This window comes from Nitrogeniibacter aestuarii (assembly GCF_017309585.1).
Taxonomy (GTDB): Bacteria; Pseudomonadota; Gammaproteobacteria; order Burkholderiales; family Rhodocyclaceae; genus Nitrogeniibacter; species Nitrogeniibacter aestuarii.
In genome coordinates, this window is the sequence record NZ_CP071321.1 from 4,640,297 (window position 1) to 4,655,882 (window position 15,586).

The 15,586-nt window shown below is 60.8% G+C and carries 16 protein-coding genes; 12 read left to right on the top strand and 4 right to left on the bottom strand.

Annotated features, from left to right (window positions below; translation table 11 throughout):
* The first annotated feature begins 114 nt into the window (after window positions 1-114).
* The 4 genes from J0W34_RS21675 to efp all read left to right on the top strand — a co-directional run bounded on the left by J0W34_RS21675 (window position 115) and on the right by efp (window position 3,603).
* The gene (locus tag J0W34_RS21675) at window positions 115-834 is read left to right on the top strand and encodes a pseudouridine synthase (protein ID WP_230970172.1); all 720 of its coding nucleotides are present in this window, start codon (window positions 115-117) and stop codon (window positions 832-834) included.
* Window positions 827-1,576: a sulfite exporter TauE/SafE family protein gene (locus J0W34_RS21680; protein ID WP_230970173.1), complete on the top strand. Its 750-nt coding sequence runs from the start codon at window positions 827-829 to the stop codon at window positions 1,574-1,576. The genes J0W34_RS21675 and J0W34_RS21680 overlap by 8 nt, the downstream gene beginning before the upstream one ends.
* A gap of 282 nt (window positions 1,577-1,858) precedes the next feature.
* Window positions 1,859-2,989: an elongation factor P maturation arginine rhamnosyltransferase EarP gene (gene earP / locus J0W34_RS21685; RefSeq protein WP_227817334.1), complete on the top strand. Its 1,131-nt coding sequence runs from the start codon at window positions 1,859-1,861 to the stop codon at window positions 2,987-2,989.
* A gap of 56 nt (window positions 2,990-3,045) precedes the next feature.
* Window positions 3,046-3,603 carry an elongation factor P gene (efp, locus tag J0W34_RS21690; protein WP_227817335.1) on the top strand — a complete coding sequence of 186 codons (558 nt, stop codon included), beginning with the start codon at window positions 3,046-3,048 and terminating at the stop codon, window positions 3,601-3,603.
* Window positions 3,604-3,652: 49 nt separating this feature from the next.
* Here the strand turns inward: efp and J0W34_RS21695 are convergent, their stop codons facing one another.
* Window positions 3,653-4,549, bottom strand: a complete 897-nt coding sequence (locus tag J0W34_RS21695) for a LysR family transcriptional regulator (RefSeq protein ID WP_227817336.1) — start codon at window positions 4,547-4,549, stop codon at window positions 3,653-3,655.
* A 139-nt stretch (window positions 4,550-4,688) separates the two neighbouring features.
* On the opposite strand from J0W34_RS21695, the gene J0W34_RS21700 reads away from it, so the two are divergent.
* From J0W34_RS21700 to J0W34_RS21735, 8 genes are all read left to right on the top strand, one after another.
* Window positions 4,689-5,810, top strand: a complete 1,122-nt coding sequence (locus J0W34_RS21700) for an S-(hydroxymethyl)glutathione dehydrogenase/class III alcohol dehydrogenase (RefSeq protein ID WP_456238060.1) — start codon at window positions 4,689-4,691, stop codon at window positions 5,808-5,810.
* Between the two features lie 5 nt (window positions 5,811-5,815).
* Window positions 5,816-6,667, top strand: a complete 852-nt coding sequence (gene fghA / locus J0W34_RS21705; RefSeq protein ID WP_407941117.1) for an S-formylglutathione hydrolase — start codon at window positions 5,816-5,818, stop codon at window positions 6,665-6,667.
* Window positions 6,668-6,820: 153 nt separating this feature from the next.
* On the top strand, window positions 6,821-7,438 hold the full coding sequence (locus J0W34_RS21710) for a hypothetical protein (RefSeq protein WP_230970174.1): 618 nt from the start codon (window positions 6,821-6,823) through the stop codon (window positions 7,436-7,438).
* On the top strand, window positions 7,435-8,730 hold the full coding sequence (locus J0W34_RS21715) for an AmpG family muropeptide MFS transporter (protein ID WP_227817338.1): 1,296 nt from the start codon (window positions 7,435-7,437) through the stop codon (window positions 8,728-8,730). Before J0W34_RS21710 ends, J0W34_RS21715 begins: the two co-directional genes overlap by 4 nt.
* Complete coding sequence (locus J0W34_RS21720; protein ID WP_230970175.1) at window positions 8,727-9,443, top strand: uracil-DNA glycosylase family protein; 717 nt, start codon at window positions 8,727-8,729, stop codon at window positions 9,441-9,443. The genes J0W34_RS21715 and J0W34_RS21720 overlap by 4 nt, the downstream gene beginning before the upstream one ends.
* Window positions 9,444-9,503: 60 nt before the next feature.
* Window positions 9,504-9,779, top strand: coding sequence for a hypothetical protein (locus tag J0W34_RS21725; RefSeq protein ID WP_227817340.1), 276 nt, complete (start codon window positions 9,504-9,506; stop codon window positions 9,777-9,779).
* Between the two features lie 75 nt (window positions 9,780-9,854).
* Window positions 9,855-10,754, top strand: a complete 900-nt coding sequence (locus tag J0W34_RS21730) for an ROK family protein (RefSeq protein ID WP_230970176.1) — start codon at window positions 9,855-9,857, stop codon at window positions 10,752-10,754.
* Window positions 10,751-11,419, top strand: coding sequence for an MOSC domain-containing protein (locus J0W34_RS21735; RefSeq protein ID WP_230970177.1), 669 nt, complete (start codon window positions 10,751-10,753; stop codon window positions 11,417-11,419). Before J0W34_RS21730 ends, J0W34_RS21735 begins: the two co-directional genes overlap by 4 nt.
* 256 nt (window positions 11,420-11,675) lie before the next feature.
* Here the strand turns inward: J0W34_RS21735 and J0W34_RS21740 are convergent, their stop codons facing one another.
* The 3 genes from J0W34_RS21740 to J0W34_RS22365 all read right to left on the bottom strand — a co-directional run bounded on the left by J0W34_RS21740 (window position 11,676) and on the right by J0W34_RS22365 (window position 15,559).
* Window positions 11,676-11,888 carry a hypothetical protein gene (locus J0W34_RS21740; RefSeq protein WP_331001526.1) on the bottom strand — a complete coding sequence of 71 codons (213 nt, stop codon included), beginning with the start codon at window positions 11,886-11,888 and terminating at the stop codon, window positions 11,676-11,678.
* Between the two features lie 249 nt (window positions 11,889-12,137).
* Window positions 12,138-15,092: an SEL1-like repeat protein gene (locus J0W34_RS21745; protein ID WP_230970179.1), complete on the bottom strand. Its 2,955-nt coding sequence runs from the start codon at window positions 15,090-15,092 to the stop codon at window positions 12,138-12,140.
* Window positions 15,093-15,328: 236 nt separating this feature from the next.
* On the bottom strand, window positions 15,329-15,559 hold the full coding sequence (locus tag J0W34_RS22365; RefSeq protein WP_407941180.1) for a hypothetical protein: 231 nt from the start codon (window positions 15,557-15,559) through the stop codon (window positions 15,329-15,331).
* Between the last annotated feature and the right edge of the window lie 27 nt (window positions 15,560-15,586).

Sequence of the window (15,586 nt, forward strand, 5' to 3'; positions counted from 1 at the left end):
GCTCCTCGGATCGGCGCTGTCGTCGACAGGTGCGACCCGTCAGGAAGGGCGGAAGTTTAGCGCAAAGCGACGACGCTTCACGACAGTGCTTTGCTTTCAGTTACGATCACAGACATGCAAATCCATAAAATCCTTCAGTCACAGGGCTTTGGCAGCCGCCGCGATTGCCGCGCCCTGGTCCGCAGCGGCCTGGTCGAAGTCGACGGTCAGGTCATTGACGATCCGTTTGCCGAGTTCGATGCCGACGGTTTCGAATTCACGGTCGATGGCGAACCCTGGGAATACCGGGAAAAAGCCTACCTGATGCTGTACAAGCCCACGGCACACGAATGCACCCGCAAGCCGGAGTACTACCCCTCGATCTTCAGCCTGCTGCCCGAGCAGCTGGCCGAACGGGGTGTGCAGCCGGTGGGGCGCCTCGATCAGGACACCACCGGCCTGCTGCTGCTCTCGGACGATGGCCAGTTCATCCACACCTGGAGCTCGGGCAAGAAGAAGATTCCCAAGCGCTACCGGGTTGAGCTCAAGCATGCCCACACCCCTGAACTCATCGACGCCCTGCTCACCGGCGTGCAGTTGCATGACGAGCCCGAACCCATCAGCGCCGCGGCGATCGAGGTGATCGACGAACTGCACCTGTGGTTCACCATCACCGAAGGCAAATATCACCAGGTCAAGCGCATGATCGCAGCGGCGGGCAACCGGGTCGAAGGCCTGCATCGCCAGAGCGTGGGCGGGCTTGAGCTGCCCGAGGTGCTCGAACCGGGTGACTGGGCGTGGATGACCGAAAAGCATTTCACCGCCCTGGCCAGTTTCTCCGGCGGGGATGACTGATCCCTTCCTGATCACGATGGCCGTCATCGCCGTCATCATCGTCGGTATCTCGAAATCCGGCTTCGGGGCCGCCTTCGGCAATCTGGCGGTCCCGCTCGTGGCCCTGGCCACCACCCCGGCCCATGCGGTCGCCCTCCTGCTCCCCTCCCTGATGGTCATGGACATCCTCGGTCTGGTGGTCTTTCGCCGCCGGATCGACATGGCCTTGCTCAAGCAGATGATCCCGGCCGGTCTGACCGGCATCGCCATTGGAGCGCTCACCTTTCAGTGGGTAAGCGTTGACGGCCTGAAGCTCACGCTCGGGGTGCTCTCCATTCTTTTCGTGCTTCAGCGCTGGAGCGGTATTGCCAGCCGCATGCATGCTGCGGCGTCAGCGCGCCAGGATCGCTGGCTGGGTCGATTCTGGTCCCTGATCTCCGGTTTCACGAGTTTCGTGGCGCATGCGGGCGGTCCCCCCCTGTCGATGTACCTGATCCCCAAGCAGATGGACCGTGTGATCTACGTGGGGACGTCTGCCGTCTTCTTTGCCGTCATCAATGCCAGCAAATGGCTTCCCTACATCTGGCTCGACCTGTTTCCCCTGGACACCCTCATGGCGGGCGCCTTGCTGGCGGTGGTCTCGCCTGTGGGTTACTGGCTCGGTCTGAGGTCCCTGAAGTGGTTCGATGGTCCGGTTTTCTATCGCATCATCGAGGTGTCCCTGCTGCTGGCAGGGGCCAAGCTGATGTGGGATGGCTGGTGATTTTGGGGCACACCCGTTTAGTACACAGGGGTGTTAACTGTTTTATTAATATAAATAACAATAATGTTTACGCTCAGCGCTTTTCTGTGGAAAAGCACTTTTAATCCATAAAAATCATAAGCTTGTGGACTTGGCAACCTTGGGGACAAGCCACGGGAACCGCTGTGGATGCATTGTCGATGAATTTTTCGGCCGGTCTGAAATCAGGGCTTGTCCACAATTCGTCCCCGCGATTCACTGGGACTTGTCGACAGAACGCCGGGTTGACATCAGGGAGACTTCATGCGGTGGGACATCTTCTGCCGGGTTGTGGATAACTTTGGGGATATCGGTGTGTGCTGGCGCCTGGCGCGACAGCTGGTGAACGAGCAGGGACGCTGGATACGCCTGTATGTGGATGACTGGATGGCCTTGCGTCGTCTGTTGCCCGAGGCCCCTGAACGACCTGTTGCCTGCCTTCTGGATGGGGTGGAAGTCTTGCCCTGGTCGCTGGCCGAAGGCGACACCGATGCCGCGGATTGCGTGATCGAGGCCTTCGCCTGCGAACTGCCGTCGGCGTACCTGAATGCCATGCGCTGCCGGCGCCCGGCGCCGGTGTGGGTGAATCTCGAGTATCTGAGCGCCGAGGCGTGGATCGAGGACTGTCACGGCCTGCCCTCCCCCGATCCGGCGACCGGGCTGGCAAAGGCCTTCTTTTTTCCCGGCTTCACCTCGCGCACCGGCGGGCTGATCCGGGAATGCGACGTGTTCGAGCGGCGAGACGCGGCCCAGGCACTCGACGGTCGCCTGCTCTGGCAGACGCGCCACGCCACGCCCGGTGCGTCGGCCGCGTCGCGCTGGGTATCCCTGTTCAGCTACGAGAATCCCGCGCTGGCCGGATTGCTCGAGGCATGGCAGACCGATGCTCAGCCGACCTTGTTGTGGGTTCCGGAAGGCAAGGCGCTGCGACAGGTCGCGGACTGCCTCGGGATGGCGGCCGAGGCCGGGGCGCATGTGCGCGCCGGGGCGTTGACGGTGCGGGCACTGCCGTTCCTGTCGATGCGTGATTACGACGCCCTGCTGGCCTTGTGTGACATCAACTTCGTGCGGGGTGAGGATTCCTTCGTGCGCGCGCAGTGGGCGGCGCGGCCCATGGTGTGGCAGGCCTACCCCCAGTCGGACGCCACACACCTGGTGAAGGTGAATGCATTTCTGGCACGCTACGCGGCGGCGCTGGACGCGGACGCTCGTGCAAGGGTTCAGCGTTTCTGGATGGCGTGGAATCAGGGCGGTGACGTCTCGGCCCTGTGGAAGGACTACGCGGCGACCCAGGCCACGCAGGCTCGTCACGCCCGTCAATGGTGCCGGGAACTGGGTCGTCAGGGGGATCTCGCCAGAAGGCTGGTGGATTTTGTTGATCGCATTGTAAAATAACGGGTTTTTAATACCCTTTCGGCCAGTCGGGCCGTTTCAAGGATCCAGGTGTAAAGATGAAGACTGCTCAGGAACTGCGCTCCGGCAACGTGATCATGGTTGGCAGCGAGCCGCTGGTCGTGCAGAAGACCGAATACAACAAGTCCGGCCGCAACGCGGCGGTCGTGAAGATGAAGCTCAAGAACCTGCTGACCGGTTCGGGCACCGAATCCGTGTACAAGGCCGACGACAAGTTCGAAGTGGTCATGCTCGATCGCAAGGAAGTGACCTACTCCTACTTCGCTGATCCGATGTATGTGTTCATGGACGAGGAATACAACCAGTACGAGGTTGAGGCCGAGAACATGACCGATACCCTCAAGTACCTGGAAGACGGCATGCCCTGCGAAGTGGTCTTCTACAACGGTCGTGCCATTTCCGTCGAGATGCCCAACTCCGTGGTCCGCGAAGTCGAGTACACCGAGCCGGCCGTCAAGGGCGATACCTCGGGCAAAGTGCTCAAGCCGGCCCGGATCACCACGGGCTACGAGCTGATGGTGCCGGCCTTCGTCGAGATCGGCGACAAGATCGAGATCGACACCCGCACCGACGAGTACAAGAACCGCGTGAAGTAATCCGGTTCGCTCGATGACGGGAGAAAGGGGCACCTTCGGGTGCCCTTTTTCATTCGGTTTGCTGGTACACGGGCAGCGCTGCCAGCCCGGTCTTGAGGTGGTCGATGAGCAGACGCACCTTGGGTGAGATGTGACGTTGCTGCGGCACCATGCCCCACACGGCGGTGTCGGGTACCTGATGACCGGGAAGCAGGGCGCGCAAGCGCCCCTCGCGGATCGGATCGATCACGTAATAGTCGGGCAGGTGGCACAGCCCGAAACCCCGCAGCGCCGCGTCCAGCACCGCGCTGCCGCTGTTGCACTTCCAGTTGCCGTGGGGACGAAAGCTGATTTCGCGGGCACCGGACTGGAAGTGCCAGACGTCAGACGTGCCGATCAGGCAGTTGTGACGGGCCAGTTCGGACAGGCTGTGAGGTGCGCCGTAGCGATCCAGATACTCGGGCGAGGCACACAGATACATCTTGCGTGGCGCCAGGCGGGTGGCGACCAGGCGCGAGTCCGGCACCCGGCCGAGTCGGATGGCCAGATCCAGCCCCTCGTGGACGATGTCTTCGGTCTGGTTGGACAGGTCCATCTCCACCTGCAGGCCGGGGTGGGTGGCCATGAACTCATTGACCAGCGGCACGATGAAGCGCTCGCCGTAAGCCACTGCGCAGGTCAGGCGCAACAGGCCTTTCGGGGTGGAGGCCAGGTCCTGAACCACCCGGATTGCTTCATCGTAGCCGTCCTGCAGCTGACGGCAGTACAGCAGGAAGGCCTGACCGGACTCGGTGAGCGAGACCTGACGGGTGGACCGATAGAACAGTCGCGTCTGCAGTGATTCTTCCAGTCGAGCGATCTGGCGGCTGATGTGGGAGGTGGAAACCCCCAGCTGTTCGGCCGCTCGGGCGAAGTGGCTGTGCTGCGCCACCGCCACGAAGGCCTCCATGCCTTCCCATCGGTTCATCAAGCGCGTCCTTATTGTTGCTGTATGAAAACAATGTTTTCCATTTTAGCTAATTATTTTTCCTGAGCGAGTTACTACACTGCTTGGGCTATACCCATGCACCCCCACCCCATACCCGCATATAAAAATAGGGAGATACATCATGATCAAGTCGCGTGCTGCCGTGGCCTGGAAGGCTGGCGCCCCACTGGAAATCACCGAAGTTGATGTCGCACCGCCGAAAAAGGGCGAAGTGTTGGTCCGTATCGTGGCCACCGGTGTCTGCCACACCGATGCCTTCACCCTGTCGGGCGCCGATCCGGAAGGCATCTTCCCGTCGATCCTCGGTCACGAGGGTGGCGGCATCGTCGAGGCCATTGGCGAGGGCGTGACCTCCGTGGCCGTGGGCGACCACGTCATTCCGCTCTACACGCCCGAGTGCGGAGAGTGCAAGTTCTGTAAATCCGGCAAGACCAACCTGTGTCAGGCGATTCGCGCCACCCAGGGCAAGGGCCTGATGCCCGATGGCACCAGCCGTTTCTCCAAGGATGGCGAAACCATCTTCCATTACATGGGTTGCTCGACCTTCTCCGAGTACACCGTGTTGCCCGAGATTTCCCTGGCCAAGATCAGCAAGGATGCGCCGCTCGAGAAGGTGTGCCTGCTCGGTTGCGGTGTGACCACCGGGATCGGTGCCGTGCTCAATACCGCCAAGGTCGAGCCGGGTGCCACCATTGCCGTCTTCGGTCTGGGCGGCATCGGCCTGTCTGCCATCATCGGCGGCGCCATGGCCAAGGCCAGCCGCATCGTCGCCATCGACGTGAATCCGGGCAAGTTCGAAATCGCCAAGCAACTGGGCGCGACCGACTGCATCAACCCGCTCGACTACGACAAGCCGATCCAGGAAGTGATCGTCGATCTCACCGACGGTGGTGTGGATTACTCCTTCGAATGTATCGGCAACGTGAAGGTCATGCGTTCGGCCCTCGAGTGCTGCCACAAGGGCTGGGGCGAGTCGGTCATCATCGGCGTGGCCGGTGCCGGCGAAGAGATCTCCACCCGTCCGTTCCAGCTGGTGACCGGTCGTGTGTGGCGTGGTTCCGCCTTCGGTGGCGTGCGCGGTCGTTCCGAGCTCCCCGGTTATGTCGAGCGTGCCCAGAAAGGCGAGATTCCGCTCGATACCTTCATCACCCACACCATGGGTCTGAATGACATCAACGAAGCGTTCGATCTCATGCACGAAGGCAAGAGCATCCGTACCGTCATCCACTTCGACAAGTAATGCCCATGGATGCCAACCTGGAACTGATTGCCAGCAACAAGAGCTTCGGCGGCTGGCACAAACGCTACAGGCACCGTTCCTCGGCCACCGGCACGGACATGATCTTCGCGATCTATCTGCCGCCAGCGGCCGAGACCGGACCGGTGTCCGTCCTGTACTGGCTCTCCGGCCTCACCTGCACGGATGAAAACTTCATGCAGAAGGCCGGCGCCCAGCGCATGGCAGCCGAACTGGGTATCGCCATCGTCGCGCCGGACACCAGTCCGCGCGGCGAAGGGGTGCCGGACGATCCGGAGGGTGCGTACGACTTCGGTCTGGGCGCCGGTTTCTACGTGAATGCCACGCAGGCACCGTACAACCGCCATTACCACATGTATGACTACGTGACGCAGGAGCTGCCGGCACTGATCGAGCAGCACTTCCCGGTCACCGACAAGCGTTCGATCAGTGGTCACTCCATGGGCGGTCATGGTGCGCTGATCTGTGCATTGAAGAACCCCGGGCGTTATCTGTCGGTTTCCGCCTTCTCTCCCATCGTCAGCCCGAGCGATTGTCCGTGGGGTCAGAAGGCGCTGGGCAACTACCTGGGGGACAACCGGGACGCCTGGGCCGAGTGGGATACCTGCAAGCTCATTCCAAACGCACCGGAGCGCCTGCCCTTGCTGGTGGATCAGGGTGGAGAGGATGGATTCCTGGCCGAGCAGCTGCTCACCGAGCGACTCGTCGAGGCCGCGAAGGCCGCTGACCATCCAGCCACGATCCGCATGCAGGCCGGTTACGACCATAGCTACTTCTTTATTGCGACGTTCATCGAGGACCATCTGCGGCATCATGCTGCAGCATTGGACGCTGCCTGATTCCAGTGTCATTACCTCGCTTGTGGCCGACCTCATCAGGTCGGCTTTTTTTTCTTCAAGTTTTGTGATGTGAGACCGCTCACAGATGACATGAGTCCAGCTGTGGGACAATGTTGGCCTTTCCCGTTTCATTCGAATTACATGGAGGCGTCCATGGGCCGGGTGCCCTTGCTGGTTTTGCTCACTGCCTGCACGGCGCTGTTCGCCTGCACGCCTGAAGCCGACCCGCCGGACCCTCCGCAGCCAGTCGAAACCACCGAAGCGGTGCGCGACGCTGGTCAGGCCGCGAGAGACGCAGTCAAGAAGGCCGGCGAGGCCCTGCGTCGCCTGGGCGGTGGTAGCTCCGACAACGACACCGATGCCGCATCGGTCGAACCGGTACCCGAGATTGATCCGGTGGCACCGGCGGTCGAGCCCGTGGTGGCGCCACCCGTGCCGGACGTGGCGCCCGAGGGGGCCCCGCCTGCGGCGGATTCGGTGTCGTCCATCGAACCGATACCGGACGAGACGCAACAGCTCGAAGATGCGCAGCATATTCAGGTCGAGCGTGATGCCAGTGTGGCGACCCAGGAGGCCAAGGAAAAGATTTTGGAAGCCACACGCCGCGCCGCCGAGCGTGTACGCCAGGCGGGCGCCGGCATGGTCGATGCCTTCCGCAAGGATGAAGGCAAAGCACAGACCTCCAGTGATACGATGGGCCCATCAGAGGCCGGGAGCGAGACCGGGCCTGCGCCCACCGAGACCCCAGCCAACCCACCCAGGCCCGAATGACCGATTCTGCCGTACCCCGGCGCCGCTGGCAGGATGTGATCCTGAACCGGCGGATGCTCATCTGCATCTTCACCGGCTTCGCGTCCGGCCTGCCGCTCTACCTGCTGTTCAATCTTGTTCCCGCCTGGTTGCGGACCGAAGGCCTGTCGCTCAAGACCATCAGTGCGTTTGCCCTGATCCAGTTTCCCTACACCTGGAAGTTTCTCTGGGCGCCGCTGCTCGATCGATACGGCATCTTGCCGAAGCTGGGGCGTCGGCGCGGGTGGATGCTGGTCACCCAGGTCGCACTTCTGGCCTCGATCGCCTGGCTGGGCCGCCTGTCACCGTCCAATGATCTGACCCTGGTGGTCGGGCTGACCGTGATCATCGCGCTGGCCTCGGCGACCCTCGACATCGCCCTCGACGCCTTTCGCCGCGAAATCCTGCCCGATGAAGAGCTGGGGCTGGGCAATGCCATTCATGTGAACGCCTACCGGATTGCCGGGCTGGTGCCAGGGTCCTTGTCGTTGATCCTGGCCGATTATCTGCCCTGGGATCAGGTCTTCATGATCACCTCGGCCTTCGTGCTGCCGGGCATGATCATGACGCTCGTGGTGGGTGAGCCGAAAGCGGCGGATTACCGACCCCGCACCCTGCGCGATGCAGTGGTCGAGCCTTTCCACGAATTCTTCGGACGCCACGGTGTGCAGTCCGCCCTGCTGGTGCTGCTGTTCATCTTTCTCTACAAGCTCGGCGATTCACTATGCACCGCGCTGGCAACGCCCTTCTATCTGGACATGGGCTACAGCAAGACCGAGATCGGGGTGATCGCCAAGAACGCCGGCCTCTGGCCGATGGTCATCGGTGGCATTCTAGGTGGCATCTGGATGGTCAAGCTGGGCATCAATCGGGCCCTGTGGATCTTCGGTGTGGTGCAGGTGGTGACCATTCTCGGCTTCGTGTGGCTGGCCTGGCTGGGCCCGGCCCCTTCGGATGGGGGGCGACTTGCCGTGCTGGCCACCGTGATCGCCGGCGAGGCGGTGGGTGCCGGATTGGGCACCACAGCCTTTGTCGCCTTCATGGCCCGCACCACCCATCCGGCCTATACGGCCACCCAGCTGGCGCTGTTCACCAGCCTCATGGCGGTGCCACGCACCTTCATCAACGCCTCTGCGGGATGGCTGGTCGATTGGCTCGGGGGCTATCTGCCCTTTTTCTGGCTCTGCTTCTTTCTGGCTTTCCCCGGCATGTTGCTGTTGCTCAAGGTCGCCCCGTGGAACGAGCGGCCCGAAGACTCAAGGATGTTCTCATGACCCACCCGCTGGTCGATGCCGCCGCGCAGTTGCGCGACGCGGTCGATGCGCTGCATTTTTCTGCCCCGGTCACCCATGTGTATAACCCGCTGGATTACGCCTGGGCGCCGCATAGAGCGTATCTGGAGCGCTATGGCAGCGGCAAGAAGCGTGTGGTGCTGCTGGGGATGAACCCGGGCCCCTTCGGCATGGTGCAGACCGGCGTACCCTTCGGTGAGGTCGAGATGGTGCGCCGCTGGATGGGGATCGAAGCCGAGGTGAGCAGGCCGCGTGACGAGAGCCCCAAGCGCCCCATCGAGGGCTTTGCCTGTGCCCGGTCCGAAGTGAGCGGGCGTCGTCTGTGGGGGCTCTTCGCGGATCGGTTTGGTGTGGCCGACGTGTTCTTCGCGGAGCACTTCGTGGCGAATTACTGTCCGCTGGCGTTTCTCGACGGTGGTCGCAATGTCACCCCCGACAAGCTCTCTGCGGCCGAAACGCGGCCCTTGTTCGAAGCCTGCGATGCGCATCTTCGCCGCTTGGTCGAAGCGCTGGAGCCTGACTGGGTGGTGGGTGTGGGTGCCTGGGCCCAGAAGCGGGCGGAGGCCGTGGTGGGCGATCTGCCGCTCAAGATCGGGCGTGTTCTGCATCCCAGCCCGGCCAGTCCGGCCGCCAACCGGGGTTGGGCCGAGGCAGCCACCAGACAGTTCCTCGAACAGGGCATATGGCTTGGGTAGTAGCCTTGGCATGGTGTTTGCTGCGGTGCAACGTGATTCTGCACCACATGAAGCAACACCATGACCCAGACAGACCCCCAACTGATCGCCCGGTTCAAGATTCACCTGCGCCGTGTCACTGGCGTCAGCCTTAATACACACCGTTTCTTCGAAGATGCGGACTACGCCAAGTCCATGATTGACAGGGCAGAAGAAGAAAACGACGAAACGCTGGTGACGATCGCGGTGCAACTGCGCTACGGCACCGACGACGACCAGCGCCCGCCGACTCCGACGCCGACCGTTCGCACCAACTCGGGGGAGCGCACGTACCTGTTTGGTGCGCGCGGCGGCTGAATCGATCACTGACGGGGTTTTCCAGCCGTTATCGGGCATGAGACGATAGGCCCATTGCCAACGGCGAGGGCCTATATGCATCGCATCGGAATCGACCTGGGCGGCACCAAGATCGAGGCCATTGCGCTCGATGGTGATGGCCGCGAATGCATGCGCAAGCGCGTCCCCACACCGCAGGCGGACTATGTGGCGACGGTGGCGACCATCGTCGCGCTGGTGCGTGATGTCGAGGCCGAACTCGGTGTATCGGCAAGCGTCGGCATCGGGACGCCCGGCGCACCGTCCACCCGTGACGGGCGCATGAAGAACGCCAATTCCACCTGCCTGATCGGTCAGCCGCTCCAAGCGGATATCGAACAAGCGCTCGGGCGCGCCATCCGCATTGAAAACGATGCCAACTGTTTTGCCGTTTCCGAAGCCAGCGATGGCGCGGCGGCGGGCGCGCATGTGGTGTTCGGGGTGATTGTCGGTACCGGCGTGGGCGGCGGCATTGTCATCGATGGCCGGCCACTCACCGGTGCCAACGCCATCGGCGGTGAATGGGGCCACAACCCGCTCAGTGGCGAGGTAGATCCGAGGCCGTGTTATTGCGGCCGCTCGGGGTGTGTCGAAACCTGGCTGTCCGGCCCCGGCATGGCGGCGGATCATCTGAAAATGACCGGCCAGTCGCTCGATGCGCGAGGTATCGCCGACGCGGCGGCCCAAGGCAATGCAGCGGCGGAAGCCACCCTGCAGCGCTACGAGGCCCGCTTGGCGCGTGCCTTGGCCACGGTGATCAACATTCTCGATCCGGACGTGATCGTGCTCGGCGGCGGGCTTTCGCAGTTGTCCCGGCTGTACGACAACGTGCCGCGCCTGTGGGTGCCCCATGTGTTCTCCGACACCATCGCCACGCGGCTGGTGCCGCCGACCCATGGCGACAGCTCTGGCGTGCGCGGCGCGGCCTGGCTCTGGCCGTTGGAGGAAACACCATGAGTCGTGAGCACTGGGAGCCGGTGACCGTCTTCACCGGCGGACTCAAACCCCTGCCGCCCGAAGGTCAGATGACCGGCATGTACAAGGTGCGCCGCGACACCCCGGTGTTTTGCGACATCGAAGGCCTGCGCGGCGACGCCCAGGGCGACCGACGTGTCCACGGCGGGCCCGACAAGGCGGTGCACCTCTACCCGGCGGATCACTACACCCGGCTTGCCGAACTCATGCCGATGGCGAGCAACCTTCTGCTGCCTGGCGTGCTGGGGGAAAACCTGTCCGTGAGCGGCCTTGTTGAAAGCGACGTGTGTATCGGCGATGTCTTCGCCCTTGGCGATGCCCGACTCCAGGTCAGCCAGCCGCGCCGTCCGTGCTGGAAGATCAGCCATCGGCTCGGCGTGGATGCGGCTTCGCGTCTGGTGGCCGACAACGGGCTCACGGGTTGGTATTTCCGGGTGCTTCACCCAGGCGACATCCCACCAGACGGCGCACTCGAACTCGTCGAACGCCCGTCCCCCGGCATGACACTGGCGCGGCTATGGGCTCTCGAGCAATCGCATCGGCCCTCGGTCGAAGAGGTCAATACGCTGGCTGAGGCAATAGGGCTCGCGACGCAGTGGGCGCAACGCTTGAAGAATCGGGCAGATTGGCTGGCGCGCAATGTCTGACGGCCTGATGTTCATGGAATATGATCAGCCGATTTCGGACAGGATCTTGGATGATTGGCGCTCGGTGAAATTGTCGTTGAATTCGTTGGGCAGTGCGTCCTGGAGGCGCTGTCCTATCTGACCGGGAGGGCCGTGGATGCTGATCCCAAGCACGCTCGGGATGTCGGCTTTTATGTGCTTTCGGCGATCTTCGTGGCTTTGCTTTTTTTCGTCACGTTGAAGTATTCCTCGCAGCCGTCGGCCTCAAGTCCCGTCTTCACACATCCAACGGATCCATATCCAGCCGCCAGCGCACATCGCGTGCGGTGCTGGGTCGGTAAAGCCGGCGCATCCATTCGGTGTGAAAGCCCTGCAGCGCGGCCCGTGAGGCGGATTCGACAAGTAGTTGTGCGCGTTCGCCGCGTACCAAGCGGGTCATGTGCAAGTGCACTGGGTCTTGTTGAAGTTGCCCGAAGCCTGGGTTCAGCACTTACGCATTCGTGGCCTGGCTGAAAAACACGTCTGAGGCATGAAGGACGAGAACTGGATTGTCATCATGCAGGACGTGGCACGAGCTTGTGCCTGAATTCAAGGGTGGACACAGAATCGAAGTCCTTTGCGTGGGTCATATGCTGTGCGCTGGTTGTGGTCCTTTTGGGGCGTTCCATAGCCTGTTCCAGAACTCGACGGCAACGCTGATGTTCAGACGGTGGTCAGGATTTGACGTTCGATCCTGGCCCTAATCCGGTTTCCAGCGTTTTTTCCACTCGTGGGATTTTTGAGGATCGTAGGACGGGTGCTCGTTGTTTCCATAAATGCGTTCGACCAACCGGCCGATGCAATTCTGGCATCCTAGTTTGGCGCCTTTTTCAAGATGGTTCTGTGCCATCAAAGGGTCTGAGTCGGGGTATGAAGGATCGAGAAGGATATCGGCCATGACCGCGAGGGACTTGGTTAGAAGCTCGATGTTGCTGTAGTCGTCGATGACATTTTCGAGGCAGGCGTGAGCTTGTGACAGCGCTACAATCCGCGCATCTTTATCGAGTGTTTCAGCTTTCTCTACCAGGGCTGACGCGAGCAAGTAACTGCTCCCTGCGGAACCGTTTGCGTGGTCGCGTTCGAGGTGCTTGATAGCAAGGATGTGATCGCTCTGACCGCCTCTTTCTTCAAGGTAGTATTGACCGAGTTGGGTCAGGGCATTGGCATATTCTGCTTCCTGAGTCAGCGTGAATGCCCTGTTTCGATCAACGTCGCCACCAGTTCCAGATTCCAGCATTCGAGCCAGTTCGGTGCCTATTTCCGGGCGCGCGGGCGTGTCTTGCTCATACGCTTTTTCCAACCAAAGGCGTGCGTATCGCTCGTGAGTTGGTCCGCCTTCTCCAGCCATGAGCATGCGCGCCAACTCCAGTTGAGCGATCGGTGATCCCTTTGTGCTTTTTAGTGGAGGGGTAATCTTGCATTCTGGTCTTTGGGGTTTGAGCGTAAAGAGTCGGGCGAAAAACCCTCGCCGCTTTGGTGGTGCTTGGGGTGGCGTGGTCAGTCGGACGCCGGCCGCTTTTGCCAGCCAATGCCGAGCGCAGATCAGATCCCGCGCCATACCGTCACCGTGGCGTAAGGCCAGCCCCAGCTGGTAGTCGGCACCCGGTACGTCTCGAGCGCATTGGTCAAGCAGGAAGGAAAGGCGGGAAACGCAGTGCCCGTCGGCGCTCAGCAAAAAAATTTCATTGGTCTTCGAATCCAGTGCCGCGACGCTCTCTCCCTTTGTCCAAGCATTGCTGACGACCTCGACCACCTGATCGCTCAGTTTGGATTGTATCGTTGTGTCAGGTGAGCCAATCCAAGTGTATCGGTTCTCGGCGATTGCGTGCCCTGCCCGTGTATATATGCCCAACACAGGTGGCTTTGCGAAACTGGTGTTGGGCAGAGTGGTAAGGAGGAAAATCTGCTCCCCGACAACGCAGGGCCTGATCTGCTCAAAACGCGCTTCGAGCGTCTGCTGGTCTCTCGAGAGGTCGAAAAGTCCCTTTAAGGATTCGAAGTCGTCGAGCTTCTTTTCCAGGAGCACGAGATCCCGCTCATGGGGTTCTGACGGGTACTGGGCCAGGTTTTCGAGGTTGTCGTGGATGACCGGGATCTTGATTTGCCCTGTCTCATTGCAGAGGCCGACTTTGTTGTTGCGCGAGACAATGTACTCGCGAGGCAGGAGTTCTGGCTCATGCACTATGGCCAATTCTTTCGCCCTGAATCGAGGTCTTATGTTGTCCCACGCCGGTTCGATGAGGAGTCGTCCGGCCGCGTCCATGACACCGCACACACCTTGGTTGTACACGCGGAATGTCCGAGAGCTTTCGAGCGCGTAGAAGCCTTCCCAGTGAGGCTCGATCAAGATGTTGCCTTCTGCGTCAGCGAATCCTGAAAGATCGTTTTTTTCGAGTATGAACCCCGCTTCGTTGTCTAGTGGATCAATGTCGTCGAATTCGATTGGGAGTAGCAGGGTTCCGTCGATTTTCAGCACGCCGTGTTGATCGTTTTTCACGACCCATGTCGTTTCCGCGTCCTCGAAATCCCCGATATGGTCGTAAGTGGGAGGCAGTATGATGTGACCGTCTAAATGGATCAGACCGACTAGCTGGTTGACTCTGAAGGTTGCGACGTTTCGGTGGAAGTCGCCGACGGTGTCTGCGAACGGTTCCTTACGCCAGACGCCGTCAGGTTGCAAGAGGCCAAGTTTCCAGTCGACCGAGACCACAGCCAAGCCGTCTTCGAAATCGAATGCCCTGTCGAAAGTGGGTGGGGTGATCTCGCGCGCCCCTTCGAGTGTCACTTCCAATAGACCGTACTGCCCGCAAACGACAAACCATGCAAGTCCGCTGTGCGCATTGGAACGCACGTCATCCCAGCGAGGTCGTGCGATGACGCTTAGTTCGCCATCCTCGCTTCGGTAACGGATGCCCCATTTTCGATCTTCAGCGAAACATTCGAATCCTCCACCAAGAACACTTTCTTCTGCCGACTTCAGCGGAAAGTAGTCTTCGTAGGGGACGTCCCTTGGTTCGTCCGTGCTTGCGAAATAGGAGTGCTCAATACCTTGAAAATGAAAACACCTTGACCACGTTTTCCATTGGCCCGGGTCCAATAATTTGTCGCTAAGTAGAATCAGTCGGTTGAATTCGGCATAGTCGGTGGTGCGCATCGCCTTCTGGACTGCTTCCCAGCGGTGTTCACAGTCGCTTCTGAACTGATCAATGAGTTCGAGAGTTTCGGTCTTATCGCGCCAGTAGAGTTCGTCAAGATCGACGCAGAACCGTGGGTTGTTTCCCGGTCCTGTCCATTTTGAAACGGTCTCACTGAGAAAGGTATCCAGCGCGCGAAGCTGCAGGCCGAGATGAGTTATTGATTTGACCGAAGGATGGCCCAAAGCAAATGAAATAACGCGCTTCAGTCGCGCCGCCGCTTTACGGGCATCGACGACCAAGCTGAGATTAAGGTGCTCGCTTGAGCCACGCTGACTCGGCGGTTGAGGAACGACTCGGGCACCGGCAAATGCAATCCGCCACCAGCCGGGAAACAGTCTTGGTGAGCGAGCGAGCGGTTCGATACGCCTGCTATCGGCAGATTCGATGCACAGAAAAAAATTTGAGTCGGATTCAAACCCGGATGCGTTGTTATTGCTGATGACCTCGATTGTGATCACGTCCTTCTTTCGCCTTTACTACTCGGAAGAGTGTGTAGTCTATGACAAATAGTTAATGAGTGGAGTGAGCGACATGGTCGAAGCAGGGGCCATCGAATCAGCGGCTCTCGAAAGAGATCGCTTCACACACCCAGCGGATCCACATCCAGCCGCCAGCGCACGTCGCGTGCGGTGCTGAGTCGGTAGAGCCGGCGCATCCATTCGGCCAGGCCCATTTTGCAGAAGGTGTCGGTGTCTTACCGTTGCAGGCACTGGAACAGCGGGTGGTCGGGAAATTCAGTCTGGATGAGCACTTCGCCGGCCAGTTCTGCGCGACCGGCGCGACCGCCGACCTTCATCATCTGCTGGAAAAGTCGCTCCGGTGCGGGGAAGTCGGTGGCGTAGAGTGCGACACCGGCGCCGACCACGCCGATCAACTCAGCGTGGAGGAACCGGTTCGGGCTCGTATCGAGCGCGTTATCTTGCACTACGCTTAGACCCGTGTCCCGTCGCCG

Bases quoted from the DNA above. Each gene is read 5' to 3' on its own strand.
- J0W34_RS21675 (WP_230970172.1), top strand. From the start codon at position 115: ATGCAAATCCATAAAATCCTTCAGTCACAGGGCTTTGGCAGCCGCCGC.
- J0W34_RS21680 (WP_230970173.1), top strand. From the start codon at position 827: ATGACTGATCCCTTCCTGATCACGATGGCCGTCATCGCCGTCATCATC.
- earP (WP_227817334.1), top strand. From the start codon at position 1,859: ATGCGGTGGGACATCTTCTGCCGGGTTGTGGATAACTTTGGGGATATC.
- efp (WP_227817335.1), top strand. From the start codon at position 3,046: ATGAAGACTGCTCAGGAACTGCGCTCCGGCAACGTGATCATGGTTGGC.
- J0W34_RS21695 (WP_227817336.1), bottom strand. From the start codon at position 4,549: ATGAACCGATGGGAAGGCATGGAGGCCTTCGTGGCGGTGGCGCAGCAC.
- fghA (WP_407941117.1), top strand. From the start codon at position 5,816: ATGGATGCCAACCTGGAACTGATTGCCAGCAACAAGAGCTTCGGCGGC.
- J0W34_RS21710 (WP_230970174.1), top strand. From the start codon at position 6,821: ATGGGCCGGGTGCCCTTGCTGGTTTTGCTCACTGCCTGCACGGCGCTG.
- J0W34_RS21715 (WP_227817338.1), top strand. From the start codon at position 7,435: ATGACCGATTCTGCCGTACCCCGGCGCCGCTGGCAGGATGTGATCCTG.
- J0W34_RS21720 (WP_230970175.1), top strand. From the start codon at position 8,727: ATGACCCACCCGCTGGTCGATGCCGCCGCGCAGTTGCGCGACGCGGTC.
- J0W34_RS21725 (WP_227817340.1), top strand. From the start codon at position 9,504: ATGACCCAGACAGACCCCCAACTGATCGCCCGGTTCAAGATTCACCTG.
- J0W34_RS21730 (WP_230970176.1), top strand. From the start codon at position 9,855: ATGCATCGCATCGGAATCGACCTGGGCGGCACCAAGATCGAGGCCATT.
- J0W34_RS21735 (WP_230970177.1), top strand. From the start codon at position 10,751: ATGAGTCGTGAGCACTGGGAGCCGGTGACCGTCTTCACCGGCGGACTC.